Source organism: Sphingobacterium siyangense (assembly GCF_023277505.1).
In the GTDB taxonomy this organism is placed as follows: domain Bacteria; phylum Bacteroidota; class Bacteroidia; order Sphingobacteriales; family Sphingobacteriaceae; genus Sphingobacterium; species Sphingobacterium siyangense.
This window is the reverse complement of record NZ_CP080574.1, coordinates 1950461-1966245: the sequence shown is the minus strand read 5'-3', so window position 1 is coordinate 1966245 and position 15785 is coordinate 1950461. Positions and strand designations below refer to the sequence as shown.

Below are 15785 nucleotides of genomic sequence, written 5' to 3'. Positions count from 1 at the left end.
GGGATAGCATTTCATAAGGTTGCATAGTTGTTTTCAATCACCCGTTTTCTGTATTTTTCTATTTTACTTCCCTGTTGTGCGACTTGGACAAACCCGGAACTTATGTACATTATTGAGGAGTGATATGAAACTGCCTCGCGCAGATAGTTTTATCTTATTAAAAATTGTATGTCAATGAAAGATTAAATCTTCTTCCATCTTTTTTTCGATAGGTTATAATATCCCCATCAGCTTTATTGTATCTATTGTCCCCTTTAAATTTTTTGATTGTATAAATTCCATTTTCATTTCCGACACTGTATCCCTCTGTATTCTGATAATAGCGAGTCCAATCATCTAATAGGTTCGCCATATTCAACTTAGCTTCTAATTTATTGTTGAGAAAACGTTTATATATCTGCAGGTCCAGTTGCTTAGGCGCTAATTCATATTCCACTCTATTGGGATCAATGGAAGTAATATTCGTTCTGTATCCTCTATGGTTATAACTAACCGTCGTTCCGAATGAATTTCCCCAATAGCCAATTCCCAAATTCAACAACCATGGTGATTGACCGATCAAAGGACGATCCTGACCGGGAGAACGATCTTTAATCCGCTCAGGCAACTCCTTTCCGTCAACAATCTTATACTTCCACGAACTCAATACATTTACTTTGGAGCTTAAAAGCGTTGCATTCGCTGAGATAAAAAAATTTGTTAACCAATCTTTATCACCTATAAAACTTAAATTTTTACGAATTTCAAATTCTAACCCATTATTTTTAGCAGATTCCATATTATTAAAGACATAATAGGCCCCACCCGTAAATGATTCATCTTCGACCAGTTCAATGGGTTTATCCAGATATTTATAAAATCCCGTTAATGATATAATTTCTCCCGGACTTGGGTACCATTCCAACCGCAGATCTACATTATCAATAAAGGTCGATTCCACATTATCCCCTGAAATAATCGCATCCAGTTCAAAGTCATAAAATCCAAAAAAACCTGTTTCTCGAAAATCTGGACGGATTGCAGTTTTTGAATAGCTACCTCGAACATTAAAGGTATTAGTAACACTATAAGTGGCATTAATGGATGGTAAAAATTTCCAATTATTTTCACGCACAAGCAATTTATATGCTATAAATTTATTTTTGTCATCATTCGGATCACCATTCTGTTTTCTAAACATTTCGTCCTGACGATTTTTTAGGTTATAATATTCAGCACGAACACCATACACCAAGCGCAATTTATTCCATAATTTCTGATCCAACATAAAATATCCTCCGTGCGATTGCATACTTCCGTCATATACATTTCCGCCAATAAGCTCGGGATAATAATAAGCCTGACCAATGCCGTTGCCAATATTTTCCGACGAAAACAACACATCATAAGGCGCTTCGATAGCAGGCGCTGCGGTTGACGGATCATTAGGCATATAGGAACGCGTAAAAGGCAACAAACGAAATATGGATAAATCTCGCTTCTTAGACCAGCCCTGATAACCAACTTTAACCAAAGTACTGACAGATCGTCCTTCTCCAAAAATGCGGGAAAATGCCATTGCCCAATTATAATCATCCTCATTGATCTGTGTCCACATACGGGAATCTTTTCCCAGCACAGATGAATTTGACCATCCTGAAAGATTTAACAAATTTGGAGTCTGAAATAGATGTTGATCATCGAATACAGTAGTCAATCTATATCTCAATTTCCGCTCATCTAAAATCTGTTGTTTGATTTTATTATAGGCAAACATGCCTTCCGCTTTAATTTTCCAAGGCAATTTATATTCGCCGCTTAATTGATGCTGTTGTAAAGACATTGCTTCAGGCAGCTGATACTGATTTTTTGTTGGAGCATTACTTAGGTCTGCAAAGGCCGCTCGAATATTTTCATTATAGGAGTTGTTATAAGTACGGGCATATATATTTTTGAATGCGAGCTTAAAATCCTGCCCTTGTAACCCAAAATTCGCAACTAACCCACTACTACTATTAAAACGATAAGAAGTACCCGCTCCATTTAAACCGACTCCTGTACTGTCAATATAGTGTGCTCCATTAATAGCGGATCCTCTCACATTATTGAAGGCTACAATATTTTGTTCATTTCGAATATTCGCAGAAGCAGAGAAACCAAACAATAATCCATTTGAAAGATTATATCGTCGCCCCAATGCAAACCGAAAATTTTGGTTGGGATTGGCTTTATAACGATATAGTTTCATAGCGTCTGCATTGACCTGTTTAGATTGGGATATTGCATCAATGTCATTATACTTGACATCTGAACCCGGCATTAAAAATTCTTCATTTAACTTTGGATCGTCCAGTACATACCCAGGGGGGGCATCCAGACGTCGGGCTTCACCATTCCAATACCAAGGCAATATCCCCTCAGGTTGTTTTGAAGAAGAATGATTAAAACCAAAAAATTCCGATGCTTTCCGCTCCCCCAGCCGATAAAAGTCTTTGCCAGTTGTGCGGGAATTACCACCAATCCCATATTGTATTGTCATAAAATCCTTATCGGGAATATCAATCGTATTCACCGAAACCTGTCCGCCCGAAAATTCAGCGGATACATCCGGTGTTGCCGTTTTATTGACCACCACCGAGCTCACCATTTCTGTCGGTATAATATCAAAGGAAAAATCCCGTCTATTCTGCGAAGTACTCGGAATCACCACACCGTCCAACATGGCCTGATTGTAGCGGTCGGACATCCCCCGCACAATGACGTTCCGGTTATTAACAGTGGTCAATCCGGTAACACGTTTTAAAACCTGCCCCATATCATTGTCCGGTGTACGCGCGATCTGTTCGGCGGATATTCCGTCCGTCACCGACGCTGCATTTTTTTGCGCCGCATACAGACCTGCTACGGAAGCTTTTTTAAACGATACATTGACAACTGCCGTCTCTAGCGCATTTACCTGCGTCTTCATAGCAATGTTTAACCCTGTCCGTTGTCCGGACTGTATTTTGACCCCTTCAATACGTTGGGTCTGGTAAGAGAGGTAACTGACTTCCAATATGTAGGTTCCCGGTTCAGCATTCAAAAGATAGCTCCCATCGATACCGCTCTGTGTTGATTTATTGGTACCGATCAGTTTGATGCTGGCATTAGCCAAAGGCTGACCGCGATCATCAATAACTTTACCTGAAATATACCCATTCTGCTGTACCGGTTTTTCGACTAATGTAATATAGACACTGTTGTCTTGAGCCATTAGGTCAGTCTCCCTGAGCAGATAACGCATGACATCGCGGACACTATTACTTTTAAAAATTTTGGCATTTACCTTTTTCTCTGCCAGATTATATTTCGCTGCATCGAAAGCGATATGTATATTTTGGGATTCCAAACGTTCGAAAGCCGCCGGAATATTAGATTCACTAAAAGAAACTGTAATCTTTTTATCGAGTAACTGCCCGTATGCGCCCGAAGCTAAGAGCATTTCGGCCGACACGATCGAAAGAAATAGACCTACCAACGATGTCCTTATCATAAACTTAATATCGTTTTGCGTAACGTATTGCTTAAATTTCATAAATTTGTATGCGTATATAATATCTCTTAAGTTGTTGTATATGTTATTTATACCATCTCCAAATGGTACATGATGCAGAGTTGACGATGGCCGTCGTCAGCTCTCTTTTTTTATTCCCGAATTAGTAAATATGCACTATCCTGCCCTCCTTCCTTGATTTGTTGTGATGAATTGCTTTGATACTTTCCAGGGTTGCCGTCCAGGACAGCTGCTTTGATATCGGCATACTATACCGTTGTTGGGCAATCCGCTGATCGTCAGTTTTAATATCCACATCATAGATACTTTTGACCGCCAGTGCCAATTCTGCAAAACTGCTTTGCTTAAGATAAACTCTTCCCTCAATCCAGCTATTCCGTGTCGTCAGATCAAAAGTCTCCTGATGACTATTGTGGTTATTTTTGGTATAACGGATCTGTTCGCCACGGGTCAGTACACCCAGCGGATTGTTATTGGCAGTAACCTGCACTTTACCTGTAAATACGGACACCGATATCTCATCCAATTCCGCATAGTTTTTCACGGTAAAGGAGGTCCCCAGCACCCTTGTCTGTATTTGTCGGGCATTCACCACAAAAGCTTTTGAGGAATCTTTCTTGATCTCAAAATAGGCCTCTCCAGCCATAAGTTCCACAACTCGATCACGCCTATTGTAAGAGATGGTATCCAATTTAATTTTGGAATATGCGTTCATTACAACGGTTGATCCGTCGGCCAAAAATATCCGCTTACGTTGTGAGGCCCCTGTTTCAAAAATCCGGTAACCGGGTTTTAAATTCGCTTCTCTTTGGGAGAAATTCAGATCATGCTGTTTTGTCCAAAATAAAACGCCAACACATAACAGTAGACTTGCCGCAACCGCTCCGCTCCAGTAGATTATGCTCCGACCCACTGATTTTTTAGACGCAGTACTTCCAATACGTTGCTGTATATTATTCCATAATCGAACCTCATCTATCTCCCCTTCAGAAAGTTCTTCCCGATCAAGCGTATCATACCAGCGATCAATCAGGGACCTCTCAGCCTTGTTCGCATTATTATGCTGGTATCTATAGATTAAGGATTCAAAAATTCTTCTTTTCACTTTTTATGCCTGCTGTTTATATACAAGTCTGCAAAAAAGCCCCAAAGTACTTCAAGAAATAGTTAATGTTGTATGAAAGAATTGTTAAAGGATCAAAGTTCAGAAAATAGGAATATGGCAAGGTGGGTAAGCTACTTAGCGAGCTCGTCTATCATAAAGACCAAAAGAAGGCTAAAACTACCGTTTTGAACATGTTGATAGCCCAAAATAGCTTTCCGTAGTCGTTTGGATGCTTCCGTAAGATTATTTTTGACCGTTTGCTCAGACAGCCCCGTACGCATGGCTATCTCTCGAATGGATAAATGTTCCCATTTTAATAAAAGCGCTTGCCGCATATTCTGTGGCATAATTTCCAGCTCTTCCTCCAACAACTTCTCAAGGGCTAAATACGTGTTGAGATCCTCTGGATGTTGCTGCACATAGTCGAATATATGTTTACTCCAGTGCTCCAACAATCTGTCTTTGGCCTTATTGGAATTAAAGAAATCTATAATTTTATATTTGAGCATCCCTTTCAAATAGGCTGGAAGATTCATTTGGATGTCGATTGTATGCCGCCTTTCCCAAAATTGGACAAACAGTTCCTGTAGAATATCCTCCACATCCTGTCGGTCTAGGATCCGACGGGCAGCGTGCTGATAAAGATCTTTCCAGCAATAGCGATACAATTCCTCATAAGCAGAAGTATCGTTAAACTCTTTAATAGCTTGTAGCCAACGCTGATGTACAACTGGTCCTTGATTCATGCTAATACCAAAATTAAGGTTGAGATATTAAGTTTCTATTAATAAATGAATAAAGAAACTGTAGGTATATAAAATAGTTTCACATTCGAAATAATACTTTTCAAAGTGAGCTAAATCTATATAACAGCGCTCAATTTATTATCACCTGGTATAAAAGAATCAGATTCCCTTAAAAATCAATTATTTAAATTATTTGTTTATTCCAATATTATTCTTACCTTTGCAACGCCTTAGGCAATAGTGCCTATTGTATAAAATATTTCATGAACCCATTTTTAGAACTGGGAATCCGTGAGGAAGTTGTTAATGCCATCTCAGAATTAGGTTTCGAAAAACCTTCTGAAATTCAGGAAAAAGCCATTCCTGTTTTATTGACTGGTAACGACGATTTTGTCGGATTAGCCCAAACTGGCACAGGAAAGACCGCGGCATTTGGTCTTCCATTATTAGAGCAATTAGACTTTTCTCAAAAACACCCACAGGCATTAATCCTTTGCCCTACTCGGGAATTATGTTTACAAATCTCAAAAGATTTAGAAAAATTTGCTAAATACGTTGACAACGTACATGTTGTTGCTGTATATGGAGGTGCAAATATCTCAGACCAGCTACGTCAAATTAGACGTGGAGTGCAAATTGTAGTAGCGACCCCAGGTCGTATGTTGGATATCATCGGCAGAAATGCGATTGATTTTTCAAATGTAAAATATGTTGTATTGGATGAAGCGGATGAGATGCTCAATATGGGCTTCAAAGAAGACATCAACAACATTTTGTCAGAAACTCCTGACGAGAAAAAAACTTGGTTATTTTCGGCGACAATGCCTTCTGAGGTACGTCGTATCGCAAAGAATTATATGACCGATCCAGTTGAGCTTACTGTAGGTACAAAAAACACCGGTAATGCCAACATTGAACACCACTATTATTTGATCAAAGCAAAAGATAAATATGCTGCGTTCAAACGTATTGTGGATTCAAACCCTGATATCTTTGGTATCGTATTTTGTCGTACAAAAATCGAAACACAGGATATCGCTGAAGCGTTGATTAAAGATGGTTACAATGCAGATTCATTACATGGTGACTTATCACAACAACAACGTGATAAAGTAATGAAACGTTACCGTGACCGTAGTTTACAATTGTTGATCGCAACAGACGTAGCCGCTCGTGGTATTGATGTAAGTGATGTAACTCACGTTATTAACTTCTCTTTACCTGATGAAACAGAAAACTATACACACCGTTCAGGCCGTACAGCCCGTGCAGGTAAAACTGGTATTTCACTTTCTTTGGTAAACGTAAAAGAACTAAGCAAAATCCGTCATCTTGAAAAGATCATCGGTAAGCCTTTTGAGAAAAAACAAGTACCTCAAGGTGCTGAAGTTTGCGAAAAACAATTATTTTCTATCGTTAAAAAGATTGAAAATGTTGAAGTAAACGACGAACAAATCAGCCCATTCTTGCCTGCAATTATGGAAAATTTGGAGTCACTTTCAAAAGAAGATATCATCAAAAGATTCGCTTCTCTTGAGTTCAACCGTTTCTTGGATTATTACAAAAATGCACCTGATTTAAATATCGAAGCGCGTGACGGTGGTCGTGAAGACCGCGGTGATAGACGTGATGGTCGTTCACGTGAAGGTTCAAAAGGCTACACGCGTTTATTTATGAATTTAGGTTCAGTAGACGAATTCTCTCGTGGAGATATGTTGGGCTTCATCTGTAACAATGCGAATATTTCAGGAAAATCAATCGGTAAAATTGATTTGAAAGGCGTGTTCACATTCTTCGAAGTTCAAGATGCAGAAGTAGAAAAAGTATTCCAAGGATTCCAAGGTGTAGATTACAACGGTCGTCAAGTACGTATCGAAGTATCTGGTGAAGCAAGAGGTGAAGGTCGTAGCGACCGTGGCGGAAGAAGCCGTGGTGGTGATCGTGGCGGAAGACGTGAAGGTGGATACCGTGGTGGTGATCGCGGTGGAAGACGTGAAGGTGGATATGGTGGCGGCGAACGCAGCGGAAGACGTGAAGGCGGATTCAGTGGTGAGCGTCGTGATCGTGGTGAGCGTAGCAGCAATGGCGGTGGCTTCCGTGATTTCTCTGGAAAACGTAAAGAATCAAAAAGCAAATACTAATTATTAGTACTTAGCATAAGAGTTAAAGACTCTGGCACAAAAGCGATCAGCTTGAGATGCCAGAGTCTTTTCTTTTATTTTCCCTCTCCTAACAGTACAGGCACTAATATCTCCTGCCAATATAATAGTCTCTATAAAAAAGCGTAAATTAGCTGTATTATACGAACTGGACTTCTAACATGCCAATAGTAGCAACAAGATTATTTGATTTAGCATACCTGCAATATAGTATTGCCCCGGATTTCCCAATGTTTTCTTTCAGAAAAGATAACGAATGGGTACAAGTAAGCAATACTCAATTTATTGAACAGATCAACGAGACATCTAAAGGTTTGATCGCATTAGGCGTTCAGCCTGGAGAGAAAGTAGCATTAATTAGTGAGAACCGCATCGAGTGGAATATCCTTGATTTTGCCATTCAACAAATTGGAGCTGTAGTAGTCGCCATCTACCCTAATATTTCAACCTTAGATTACACGTATATCTTCAATCATGCCGAAATCAGGAAGTGTATTGTTAGTTCAAAGACACTATACACAAAGATATTAACGATACAAGATAATTGTCCGCAACTAAATGCTATTTACAGTCTAGACAAAGAGGATGGTCTAAACCATTGGCATGACTTCGTTTCCAAGGGCGAGATCATTACAGATGAAACGCTAAACCAACTACGTGATGGTATAAAAACCGATACATTGGCATCCATCATTTACACCTCTGGCACAACAGGAAATCCCAAAGGTGTTATGTTGTCTCATAAAAATTTATTGGCAGATACGTTGAGTAGTGAATATTCCTTTCCTGTCGAACGGGGTGATCGTGCCCTCTCCTTTCTTCCAGTTTGTCATGCCTATGAACGCGTATTCCAATATGTATATATGTACAAAGGTTTGACAATCTTCTTTGCTCAATCGATGGATACGATAGGTGAAGATTTTAAATCCGTTAAACCACATATTTTTTCCGCTGTACCTCGTGTATTGGAGAAAGTTTATGAGAAGATTATGGCTACAGGAGAGCAATTAACAGGAGTCAAGCGTAAGCTATTCTTCTGGTCCTTGAGCGTCGGCGAACAATACAAACTGGAGGGACGTACATGGTGGTATGACTTTCAACTGAACATTGCCCGTAAATTAGTTTTTTCAAAATGGCGCGAAGCATTAGGTGGTGACATCAAAGGGATTGCCTCCGGGAGTGCTGCTTTACAGGAAAGATTAATCCGTCTGTATATGGCAGCAGGGATTCCAATATATGAAGGTTATGGCCTCACTGAGGCGGGACCATGTATCGCTGTAAATTGCTATAAACGAGGTATGAAAATTGGTACTGTAGGCTTACCGTTAATTAATATCGAAATAAAGCTTGCTAACGATGGAGAAATATTGACTAAAGGCGAGAATAATATGATTGGCTATTATAAAAATCCAGAGGCAACAGCAGAAGCGATCAAGGATGGCTGGCTTTATACTGGGGACATTGGCCAATGGGTAGACGGTAAATTTCTTAAAATTATAGACCGAAAGAAAGAGATGTTCAAGACTTCTGGAGGAAAATATATCGTTCCGCAGCAGATCGAATCTAAACTGGTCGAATCTTCATTTATCGAACAGGCTATGGTACTTGGAGAAGGCCGCAAATTTCCTGCGGCGTTGATTGTTCCCAACTATAATAATCTTCTAGAATGGTCAAGAAGTGCTTTTCCCGCCCTTGCCAATCTTTCTAGACTAGATTTTCTAAATAGCCTAGAACTGAAACAGAAAATGGGATCGGAACTCAACCGTATTAATCAAAATTTTGGCAGCTGGGAACAGATCAAGAAGTTCATCATAGTCCCCGACGAAATGACCGTTGAAACCGGTGAATTGACACCGACGTTAAAAATGAAAAGAAAAGTTATCTTGCAAAAATACGAACAAGAGATTGAAGATATTTATCAAAACTAGTCTACAAAAAAGCCTTTGTCAAAAACAAAGGCTTTTTGTAATCAACTAAATTATATTCTTTATTTTTTAACAATCCGTTGACGAATCGCTTCATAGATCACTACTGCGGCCGACACAGATACATTTAACGAACCTATTTCACCGTACATTGGTATCTTGGCCAGGTGGTCGGCAATACGAATTAGGTCATTGGAAACACCAACGTCCTCTGCCCCCATAATTACACAGGTTGGAGCTGTATAATCCACATCGTAAATGCTCGAGGTTGTTTTTTCTGTACTGGCAACTAACTGCACACCTGAATCAATCAAAAATTTACCAACTTTGGACAAGCTATCATGGCGACAGACAGGGATTTTATAGAGTGCTCCAGCAGATGTTTTAATGGCATCAGGGTTAACCTCAGCTGAGCCCTTTTTAGGGACAATGATGGCATGTACTCCAGAACATTCCGCTGTACGTGCAATAGCACCCAAATTGCGCACATCTGTCACTCCATCCAACATCAGAAGTAAAGGAGTTTCACCTTTTTCATAAATCTGAGGGAGAAGTTCTTCTATATCATGATAGGTAATTGGAGAAATAACCGCAATTACACCTTGATGATTTTTACGTGTTATGCGGTTTAATTTTTCAATTGGCACCTGTTGAGAAGCGATATTATGTTCCTTTAACAAGGCTTTCAATTCTAGAATCAAACTGCCGCTCAAACCGCGTTGTATAAATAATGACTCGATCTCTTTACCACTATCGATTGCTTCGATGACAGCACGAATACCAAATACCATCTGATTCACTTCACGTCTTTCCCCGTGGTCGCGATCACGTCTCTGAAAATTTCCTTGCATAATAAATACTAAATATTTCCCTCTTCATGGAAGAGTTTGCAAATGTACAAAAATAAAAAACAACTAGCGTGTTTGAATTAGCTTAGCCCCAAGTTAAACTCCTTCCGCAAAGTATCTAAAAGCGGGTTTTTGTTGACCATTGCTTGATACTTCTCCTGGGAAGTATAGGGTTTGCGTGAAATCGTATGTTCCATCATCACCCCCTGCAGATCCAGCGAAAAATTCTGGAGTTTCACACGTAAGTAGTTCAGCACATCAACCTTTGCACTTTGCAATACATCCATCTGAACACCATTTTCGACATCAATTTCAATCAATACCCCATTTAACCGCGGTTGCATAGCCGTCATCATGGTATACAAGTTAATCTTGTTTTCCGCTTTCAGCTGTTCAGCATAACTGTTCCAAACAGCAATAAATTGACCGAATGAAACATCACGTTGTTCGCTTCCACGTATTAATTCTGGCTCATCACCTTCTTTGGCAACCGCATTGTTATCGTATATGGTATTCAAATCCGGCAAAGACGGAATAATTGCTGCAGTAGATGCTCCCCATCCGCCTTTTTTTACTTTAGGAGGCACGTTGGAAATAGGATCTTTTTTCACCTCTTCCTTAGTCTCGGAAGCCTGGTAATTTACGGGGTTAGCTTGCGAACGCGGTGTCACAGGATTTTCAACGACAGGAGCATTCGCTGGAGAAGTCGCTTGCGGAGTAGGGACTACCGAGGTTTGTTGCGCTTGTCCAACTACTGGCTCAGGAAGTTTTTTTTTTACGCCCTCGGTTGCCGAAGGAATCTGTACGGATCCAAGCTGGCTCAATTTAATCGCACTTGCGATATGACATGTCTTGAGGAGTGAAAGTTCAACTTGCAGGCGTTGATTTTTACTTGTTTTATAGTTGATCTCACATTGATTGGAAATATTCAATGCAGATAACAAAAATCCTGGAGAAGCTTTTTGGGACTGCTGCAGATACTTTTGACGAATACTATCACTGACTTCCAATAATTTTAGCGTAGTTGGCTCTTTAGCAACCAGCAAATTTCTAAAATGCGCAGACAGACCGGCTATGAAATGACTGCCATCAAACCCGTGATTTAAAATCTCATTGAAAATCAATAAAGTTTGTGCTGCATCCTCCGTTAAAATAGCATCCGTTAGCTTAAAATAATAATCGTAATCCAAGATATTCAAATTATCGATTACAGCTTGATAGGTGACATTTTTATTGGAAAAACTGACGATCTGATCGAACATCGACAAGGCATCCCGAAGGCCACCATCGGCCTTTTGGGCAATGATATGTAATCCGTCCTGATCATAAGCAATACCTTCCCTGTCAGCGATACGGGCCAAATGACTGGCCATATCTTCCACTTTGATCCGGTTAAAATCAAAAATCTGACAGCGCGAAAGAATCGTTGGTAAAATCTTATGTTTTTCAGTGGTCGCCAGGATAAAGATAGCATAGGAAGGAGGTTCCTCCAATGTCTTCAAAAAAGCATTGAAAGCCGCTTGAGAAAGCATATGCACCTCATCTATGATATAGATTTTATATTTTCCAGCCTGTGGTGGTATGCGTACTTGATCAATCAGGTTGCGGATATCATCTACGGAATTATTGGATGCAGCATCCAGTTCATGAATACTGAAAGAATTTCCATTTTGGAAAGACTTACAGCTATCACATGTGCCACAAGGTTCGGTGCCTGCTAAGATATTTTCACAATTTATTGTTTTAGCTAAAATACGTGCACAGGTAGTTTTCCCCACACCGCGGGGACCACAAAACAAAAATGCCTGCGCCAACTGATTGTTGTGTATCGCATTCTTTAAGGTACCAGTAATGTGTTGCTGACCTACAACCGAATCAAAGGTAATCGGGCGGTATTTACGTGCAGAAACAATAAAATTATCCATTGCACGAAGATACGGATTTTAAAAATGAAAAAGGAGAATCTAAAACCTAAAAATAGATTGTAATTTTTTAATAATAATTCCTTCAATGCACAAAAAAAGCAAATTTTATCATTAATTTTATATTACTACAATGTTATCAAATTGTTAATAATTGAAATTAAGGGAAATATATCGAATGTTTTTGACCATACTCATTTGGTTAACCTGTGCTTCACAGCAGCTCTGGGCGCAACATCATGATTTCGATTTTTATGATGGGAAAGTGTCTATTGATGTCCCCCCCTCCTTTAATATTCCATTCAAAGACAGCTTAACGATAGCTCATGTACAAAAATTCTATCAAATAGCTGATCAAACCGATTACATACAACTTGTAAACAGTTTGCTCGAATACAAAGATGAACATCATTTGAATGATTGGGTCTATTATCAGCTGATTCGCCGCACCGCACAGCAGATTGCCCCGAAAGCTGAAAATTATACACGCTATACTTTATATAAATGGTTTTTAATGTGTAAATCTGGTTATGATGCCCGCTTGGCTGTGGGTAATAATCAGATCATATTTTTCATTCAGAACAAAGAAGATATCTCTGATATTCCTTTTTTTGAAATTGATGGCAAGAAATACACCTGTTTAAACTTCCATGACTATGGAAAGCTCTTTCAACGCGCAGACACCTATATTCCCGTTAAAATCAAAGTACCAGAAGCCGTTGGAGATTTTAGCTATAAAATCACAAAATTACCTGATTTTGTACCAGCAAATTATAAGGAGAAGCAAATTGAGTTCAATTATGGTCATAAAGCCTACCATTTTAATGTCAAGTTGAATGAAGATATCAGTGATCTTTTTAAAAATTATCCTGGCGTAGATTTTGAAACTTATTTCAATATTCCACTTAGCAAAGAGACTTATCAATCACTGATTCCTGCGCTCAAGGAAAATTTAAAAGGAAAAAATCAGCAGGAAGGTGTCGATTATTTAATGCGGTTTACGCGATATGCATTCTTATACGAAAATGACGAAGAGAATTTCGGATCCGAAAAGCGCCTTTCTGCAGAACAAACGCTATTGAATAAATACAGTGACTGTGATGACCGTGTTGCCCTGTTTTTTTATCTGGTAAAGGAAATCTACAATCTTCCTATGATCACCCTGCTCTATCCCACTCATGTAACGATGGCCGTCCAATTTGAACATCCTATCGGTGATGCTATTTTGTACAATGGAAAATATTATTCTGTCTGTGAACCTACACCACAAGCGCAAACGCTAGATATAGGTCAATTGTCTGAGGAGCTTAAAAATCAGTCCTACCAGATTGTTTATCACTACGAGCCGAGATAGTATCACATTATATCGAGGTTTCACATTCGCTTTATATCACAGAATCTAGGTGAAAATCGTCATTTTGCAGAAGAAGAATTAATCCTCCACAGCGCTTTTGTTTGATCTAAAGCTTGTTTATAAAATCAAGCACATCGGCGTATTTACCATCGGTTCGGTATGCTGCAATGGTTACCGTATTTGCCTTCCCACTAGATTTTATTGTGATCACATAATCTGTTCCATCTGCACAACGTGCGCATTCCTGAATTTTAGCCTCCATTAAGTTATAGGTTTCGACATAAGAGGACAACTTTCTAAACGTGTCTTCACTTGTCTTATAACTTTTATCTTTTACAGTTTGAGTATCACCAGTAGTTCCCGGAGCATATTTTACTTCTGTCTTATTTTGATCTACACTGATATTTACAAATTCACCCCACCAGCCAGAAATTCCTTTTATTTCTACATGAAGACCTTTAGTTTCTGAATCAGTTTTATCATCTGATTTCTTACAGGCAACAAATAGTAAGGTAACACTTAGTACCACTAGATAGATCGTTCTTTTCATATTTTAAAGTTTAGTTTATTATTTTCAATAACGAATTATTTAACATATATGCTACAAAAAAAATCCCGCACAAGGCAGGATTTTCTATCTATTTAACTAAACTATAATTATTTTACTTGCCCAGGAGTTGTATATGCCAAGTTCTGTGGATCATAATGAGCCCAACCACTTGTCCAATCTGTCGTGCCAAAAGCACCTTTATAGGCCACTTTCTCGAAGAAACTTCCCGAAACCTTAGCGTTGGTAAAAATCGCACCACTAGCAGCTGCAGATCCTGATAAAACTTTAAAATCTGGAGTAGCACTTGTATTAGAGAAATCTGAACCAAAATTATAAGGTGCTACGAACAACTCAGAAGCATATTTACTATTATCGAAAACATTCTTCGCCCTTATAAGTGTTGATATAGCGGCAGCGTTGTCCGTTGAACTAACTTTCAAATCTGCATCTTTAGAACCGTATACCAAGTTATTTTCAAACACAGCAGAGCCAGTTAGAAAGTTATTTGAAGTTGAATTAGCTACAGCAACCTTTGTATCATCGATATACAGACCTGCTAACGGGAAACCTGATATAACAGAATTTAAGATGCTAATAGAGGAATTTCTACGAATTTGTGCACCATGTTGATAATTTGCATTAAAAGATCCACCAGCTTTTTGAATAGGACCAAGAACAGTTACATTAGAAAATACTGCTGATGTTTTTGGCGTTTGAACTGTTCCTGTAGCATTATTATCAGATTCATATCCATTCGAACCCGACTGATCTGCAACTGTAGGTACACGTTGTGCTAATGCAAATTGGACATTACCAGAATACCCAAAATCTGTATCAAAATCATCATCCCAAGTACCTACGGCCAAAAGATGTTTTGCATTTACTGTACCACCGAACCATTCAAATGCATCATCACCTGAACGGTAGACTTGGATATATTCCAATGTTGTACCATTTCCAACACCGCCCATTGTTAATCCATTAATTTCATTGTCTACAGAATACGCAATACCAGCAAACTCAATACGAACATATTTTAAAGTTCCTGAGTTGTCTGCAGCATCAGTTCCTCCATAATAAATATAATTTTTTTCTTCCTTGCCTATTGGTGCGGCAAGACCACCTTCGATCTTAACATCTGTACCTTGGTTAACAGGAGCCTTGCCTAAAAGGATTACTCCGCCCCAATCTCCTTGGGAACGAGCTCCAGCCGCCAAATTAGATGTAAATACAATTGGTTTGTCTGCTGTTCCTATTGCATTAATTTTAGCCCCCCTCGTAATTGTTAATGTAGCTTTTGAAGCTTTATCACCTTTAATAATAGTTCCAGGTTCAATTGTTAAAGTGGCGCCATTACTTACATATACGAAACCTTTTAAAACATAGATTTTATCTGATGTCCAAGTTGTATTAGTTGTTATCTCACCTGAGATCTCTACGACATTTTGATTTTCAGGATTTGTTGGAGTTTCAGTACCGCCACCTTCATCCGTAATTGTTGTTTCCTTACATGCTCCAGCAAATAATAACGCTGCTAGTGAGAAGAATAAAAATCTTTTTTTCATTTTTTAAGCTTTAAAATCTTGATACAAAAAAACACTTTAAGTATGTCTTTACATTTAAAGTAATATTAAGTTTATATTA

At 38.9% G+C, this 15785-nt stretch carries 10 protein-coding genes; 3 read left to right on the top strand and 7 right to left on the bottom strand.

Translation table 11 applies throughout. The features are described from left to right. Positions 1-157 precede the first annotated feature (157 nt). The 3 genes from K2F45_RS07910 to K2F45_RS07900 all read right to left on the bottom strand — a co-directional run bounded on the left by K2F45_RS07910 (position 158) and on the right by K2F45_RS07900 (position 5383). Positions 158-3511, bottom strand: coding sequence for a TonB-dependent receptor (locus K2F45_RS07910; protein ID WP_248933285.1), 3354 nt, complete (start codon positions 3509-3511; stop codon positions 158-160). A gap of 163 nt (positions 3512-3674) precedes the next feature. Beyond that, positions 3675-4637 (bottom strand): FecR family protein, encoded by a 963-nt coding sequence (locus tag K2F45_RS07905; protein ID WP_075991677.1) that lies wholly within the window; start codon positions 4635-4637, stop codon positions 3675-3677. A gap of 131 nt (positions 4638-4768) precedes the next feature. Further along, positions 4769-5383: an RNA polymerase sigma factor gene (locus K2F45_RS07900; RefSeq protein ID WP_075991676.1), complete on the bottom strand. Its 615-nt coding sequence runs from the start codon at positions 5381-5383 to the stop codon at positions 4769-4771. Positions 5384-5646: 263 nt separating this feature from the next. Here K2F45_RS07900 and K2F45_RS07895 point away from each other — a divergent pair, with 263 nt between their 5' ends. Both K2F45_RS07895 and K2F45_RS07890 read left to right on the top strand, forming a co-directional pair. Next, a complete protein-coding gene (locus K2F45_RS07895) occupies positions 5647-7524 on the top strand; it encodes a DEAD/DEAH box helicase (RefSeq protein ID WP_075991675.1) in 1878 nt (625 codons plus the stop codon). A 179-nt stretch (positions 7525-7703) separates the two neighbouring features. Then, complete coding sequence (locus tag K2F45_RS07890) at positions 7704-9470, top strand: AMP-dependent synthetase/ligase (protein WP_075991674.1); 1767 nt, start codon at positions 7704-7706, stop codon at positions 9468-9470. Between the two features lie 59 nt (positions 9471-9529). Here the strand turns inward: K2F45_RS07890 and rlmB are convergent, their stop codons facing one another. Both rlmB and K2F45_RS07880 read right to left on the bottom strand, forming a co-directional pair. Further along, positions 9530-10318: a 23S rRNA (guanosine(2251)-2'-O)-methyltransferase RlmB gene (gene rlmB, locus K2F45_RS07885; RefSeq protein WP_046672182.1), complete on the bottom strand. Its 789-nt coding sequence runs from the start codon at positions 10316-10318 to the stop codon at positions 9530-9532. A gap of 77 nt (positions 10319-10395) precedes the next feature. Continuing rightward, a complete protein-coding gene (locus K2F45_RS07880) occupies positions 10396-12240 on the bottom strand; it encodes a DNA polymerase III subunit gamma/tau (protein WP_145327589.1) in 1845 nt (614 codons plus the stop codon). A 175-nt stretch (positions 12241-12415) separates the two neighbouring features. On the opposite strand from K2F45_RS07880, the gene K2F45_RS07875 reads away from it, so the two are divergent. Continuing rightward, positions 12416-13591: a hypothetical protein gene (locus tag K2F45_RS07875; protein WP_075991671.1), complete on the top strand. Its 1176-nt coding sequence runs from the start codon at positions 12416-12418 to the stop codon at positions 13589-13591. 106 nt (positions 13592-13697) lie between these two features. Here K2F45_RS07875 and K2F45_RS07870 read toward each other — a convergent pair whose 3' ends face one another. Then, positions 13698-14141 carry a hypothetical protein gene (locus tag K2F45_RS07870; RefSeq protein ID WP_075991670.1) on the bottom strand — a complete coding sequence of 148 codons (444 nt, stop codon included), beginning with the start codon at positions 14139-14141 and terminating at the stop codon, positions 13698-13700. Positions 14142-14248: 107 nt separating this feature from the next. Further along, the gene (locus K2F45_RS07865) at positions 14249-15706 is read right to left on the bottom strand and encodes a hypothetical protein (RefSeq protein ID WP_182983204.1); all 1458 of its coding nucleotides are present in this window, start codon (positions 15704-15706) and stop codon (positions 14249-14251) included. Positions 15707-15785: the final 79 nt, after the last annotated feature.

Coding starts and splice junctions, on each gene's coding strand:
- K2F45_RS07910 (WP_248933285.1), bottom strand. CDS start 3,511: ATGATAAGGACATCGTTGGTAGGTCTATTTCTTTCGATCGTGTCGGCC.
- K2F45_RS07900 (WP_075991676.1), bottom strand. CDS start 5,383: ATGAATCAAGGACCAGTTGTACATCAGCGTTGGCTACAAGCTATTAAA.
- K2F45_RS07895 (WP_075991675.1), top strand. CDS start 5,647: ATGAACCCATTTTTAGAACTGGGAATCCGTGAGGAAGTTGTTAATGCC.
- K2F45_RS07890 (WP_075991674.1), top strand. CDS start 7,704: ATGCCAATAGTAGCAACAAGATTATTTGATTTAGCATACCTGCAATAT.
- rlmB (WP_046672182.1), bottom strand. CDS start 10,318: ATGCAAGGAAATTTTCAGAGACGTGATCGCGACCACGGGGAAAGACGT.
- K2F45_RS07880 (WP_145327589.1), bottom strand. CDS start 12,240: ATGGATAATTTTATTGTTTCTGCACGTAAATACCGCCCGATTACCTTT.
- K2F45_RS07875 (WP_075991671.1), top strand. CDS start 12,416: ATGTTTTTGACCATACTCATTTGGTTAACCTGTGCTTCACAGCAGCTC.
- K2F45_RS07870 (WP_075991670.1), bottom strand. CDS start 14,141: ATGAAAAGAACGATCTATCTAGTGGTACTAAGTGTTACCTTACTATTT.
- K2F45_RS07865 (WP_182983204.1), bottom strand. CDS start 15,706: ATGAAAAAAAGATTTTTATTCTTCTCACTAGCAGCGTTATTATTTGCT.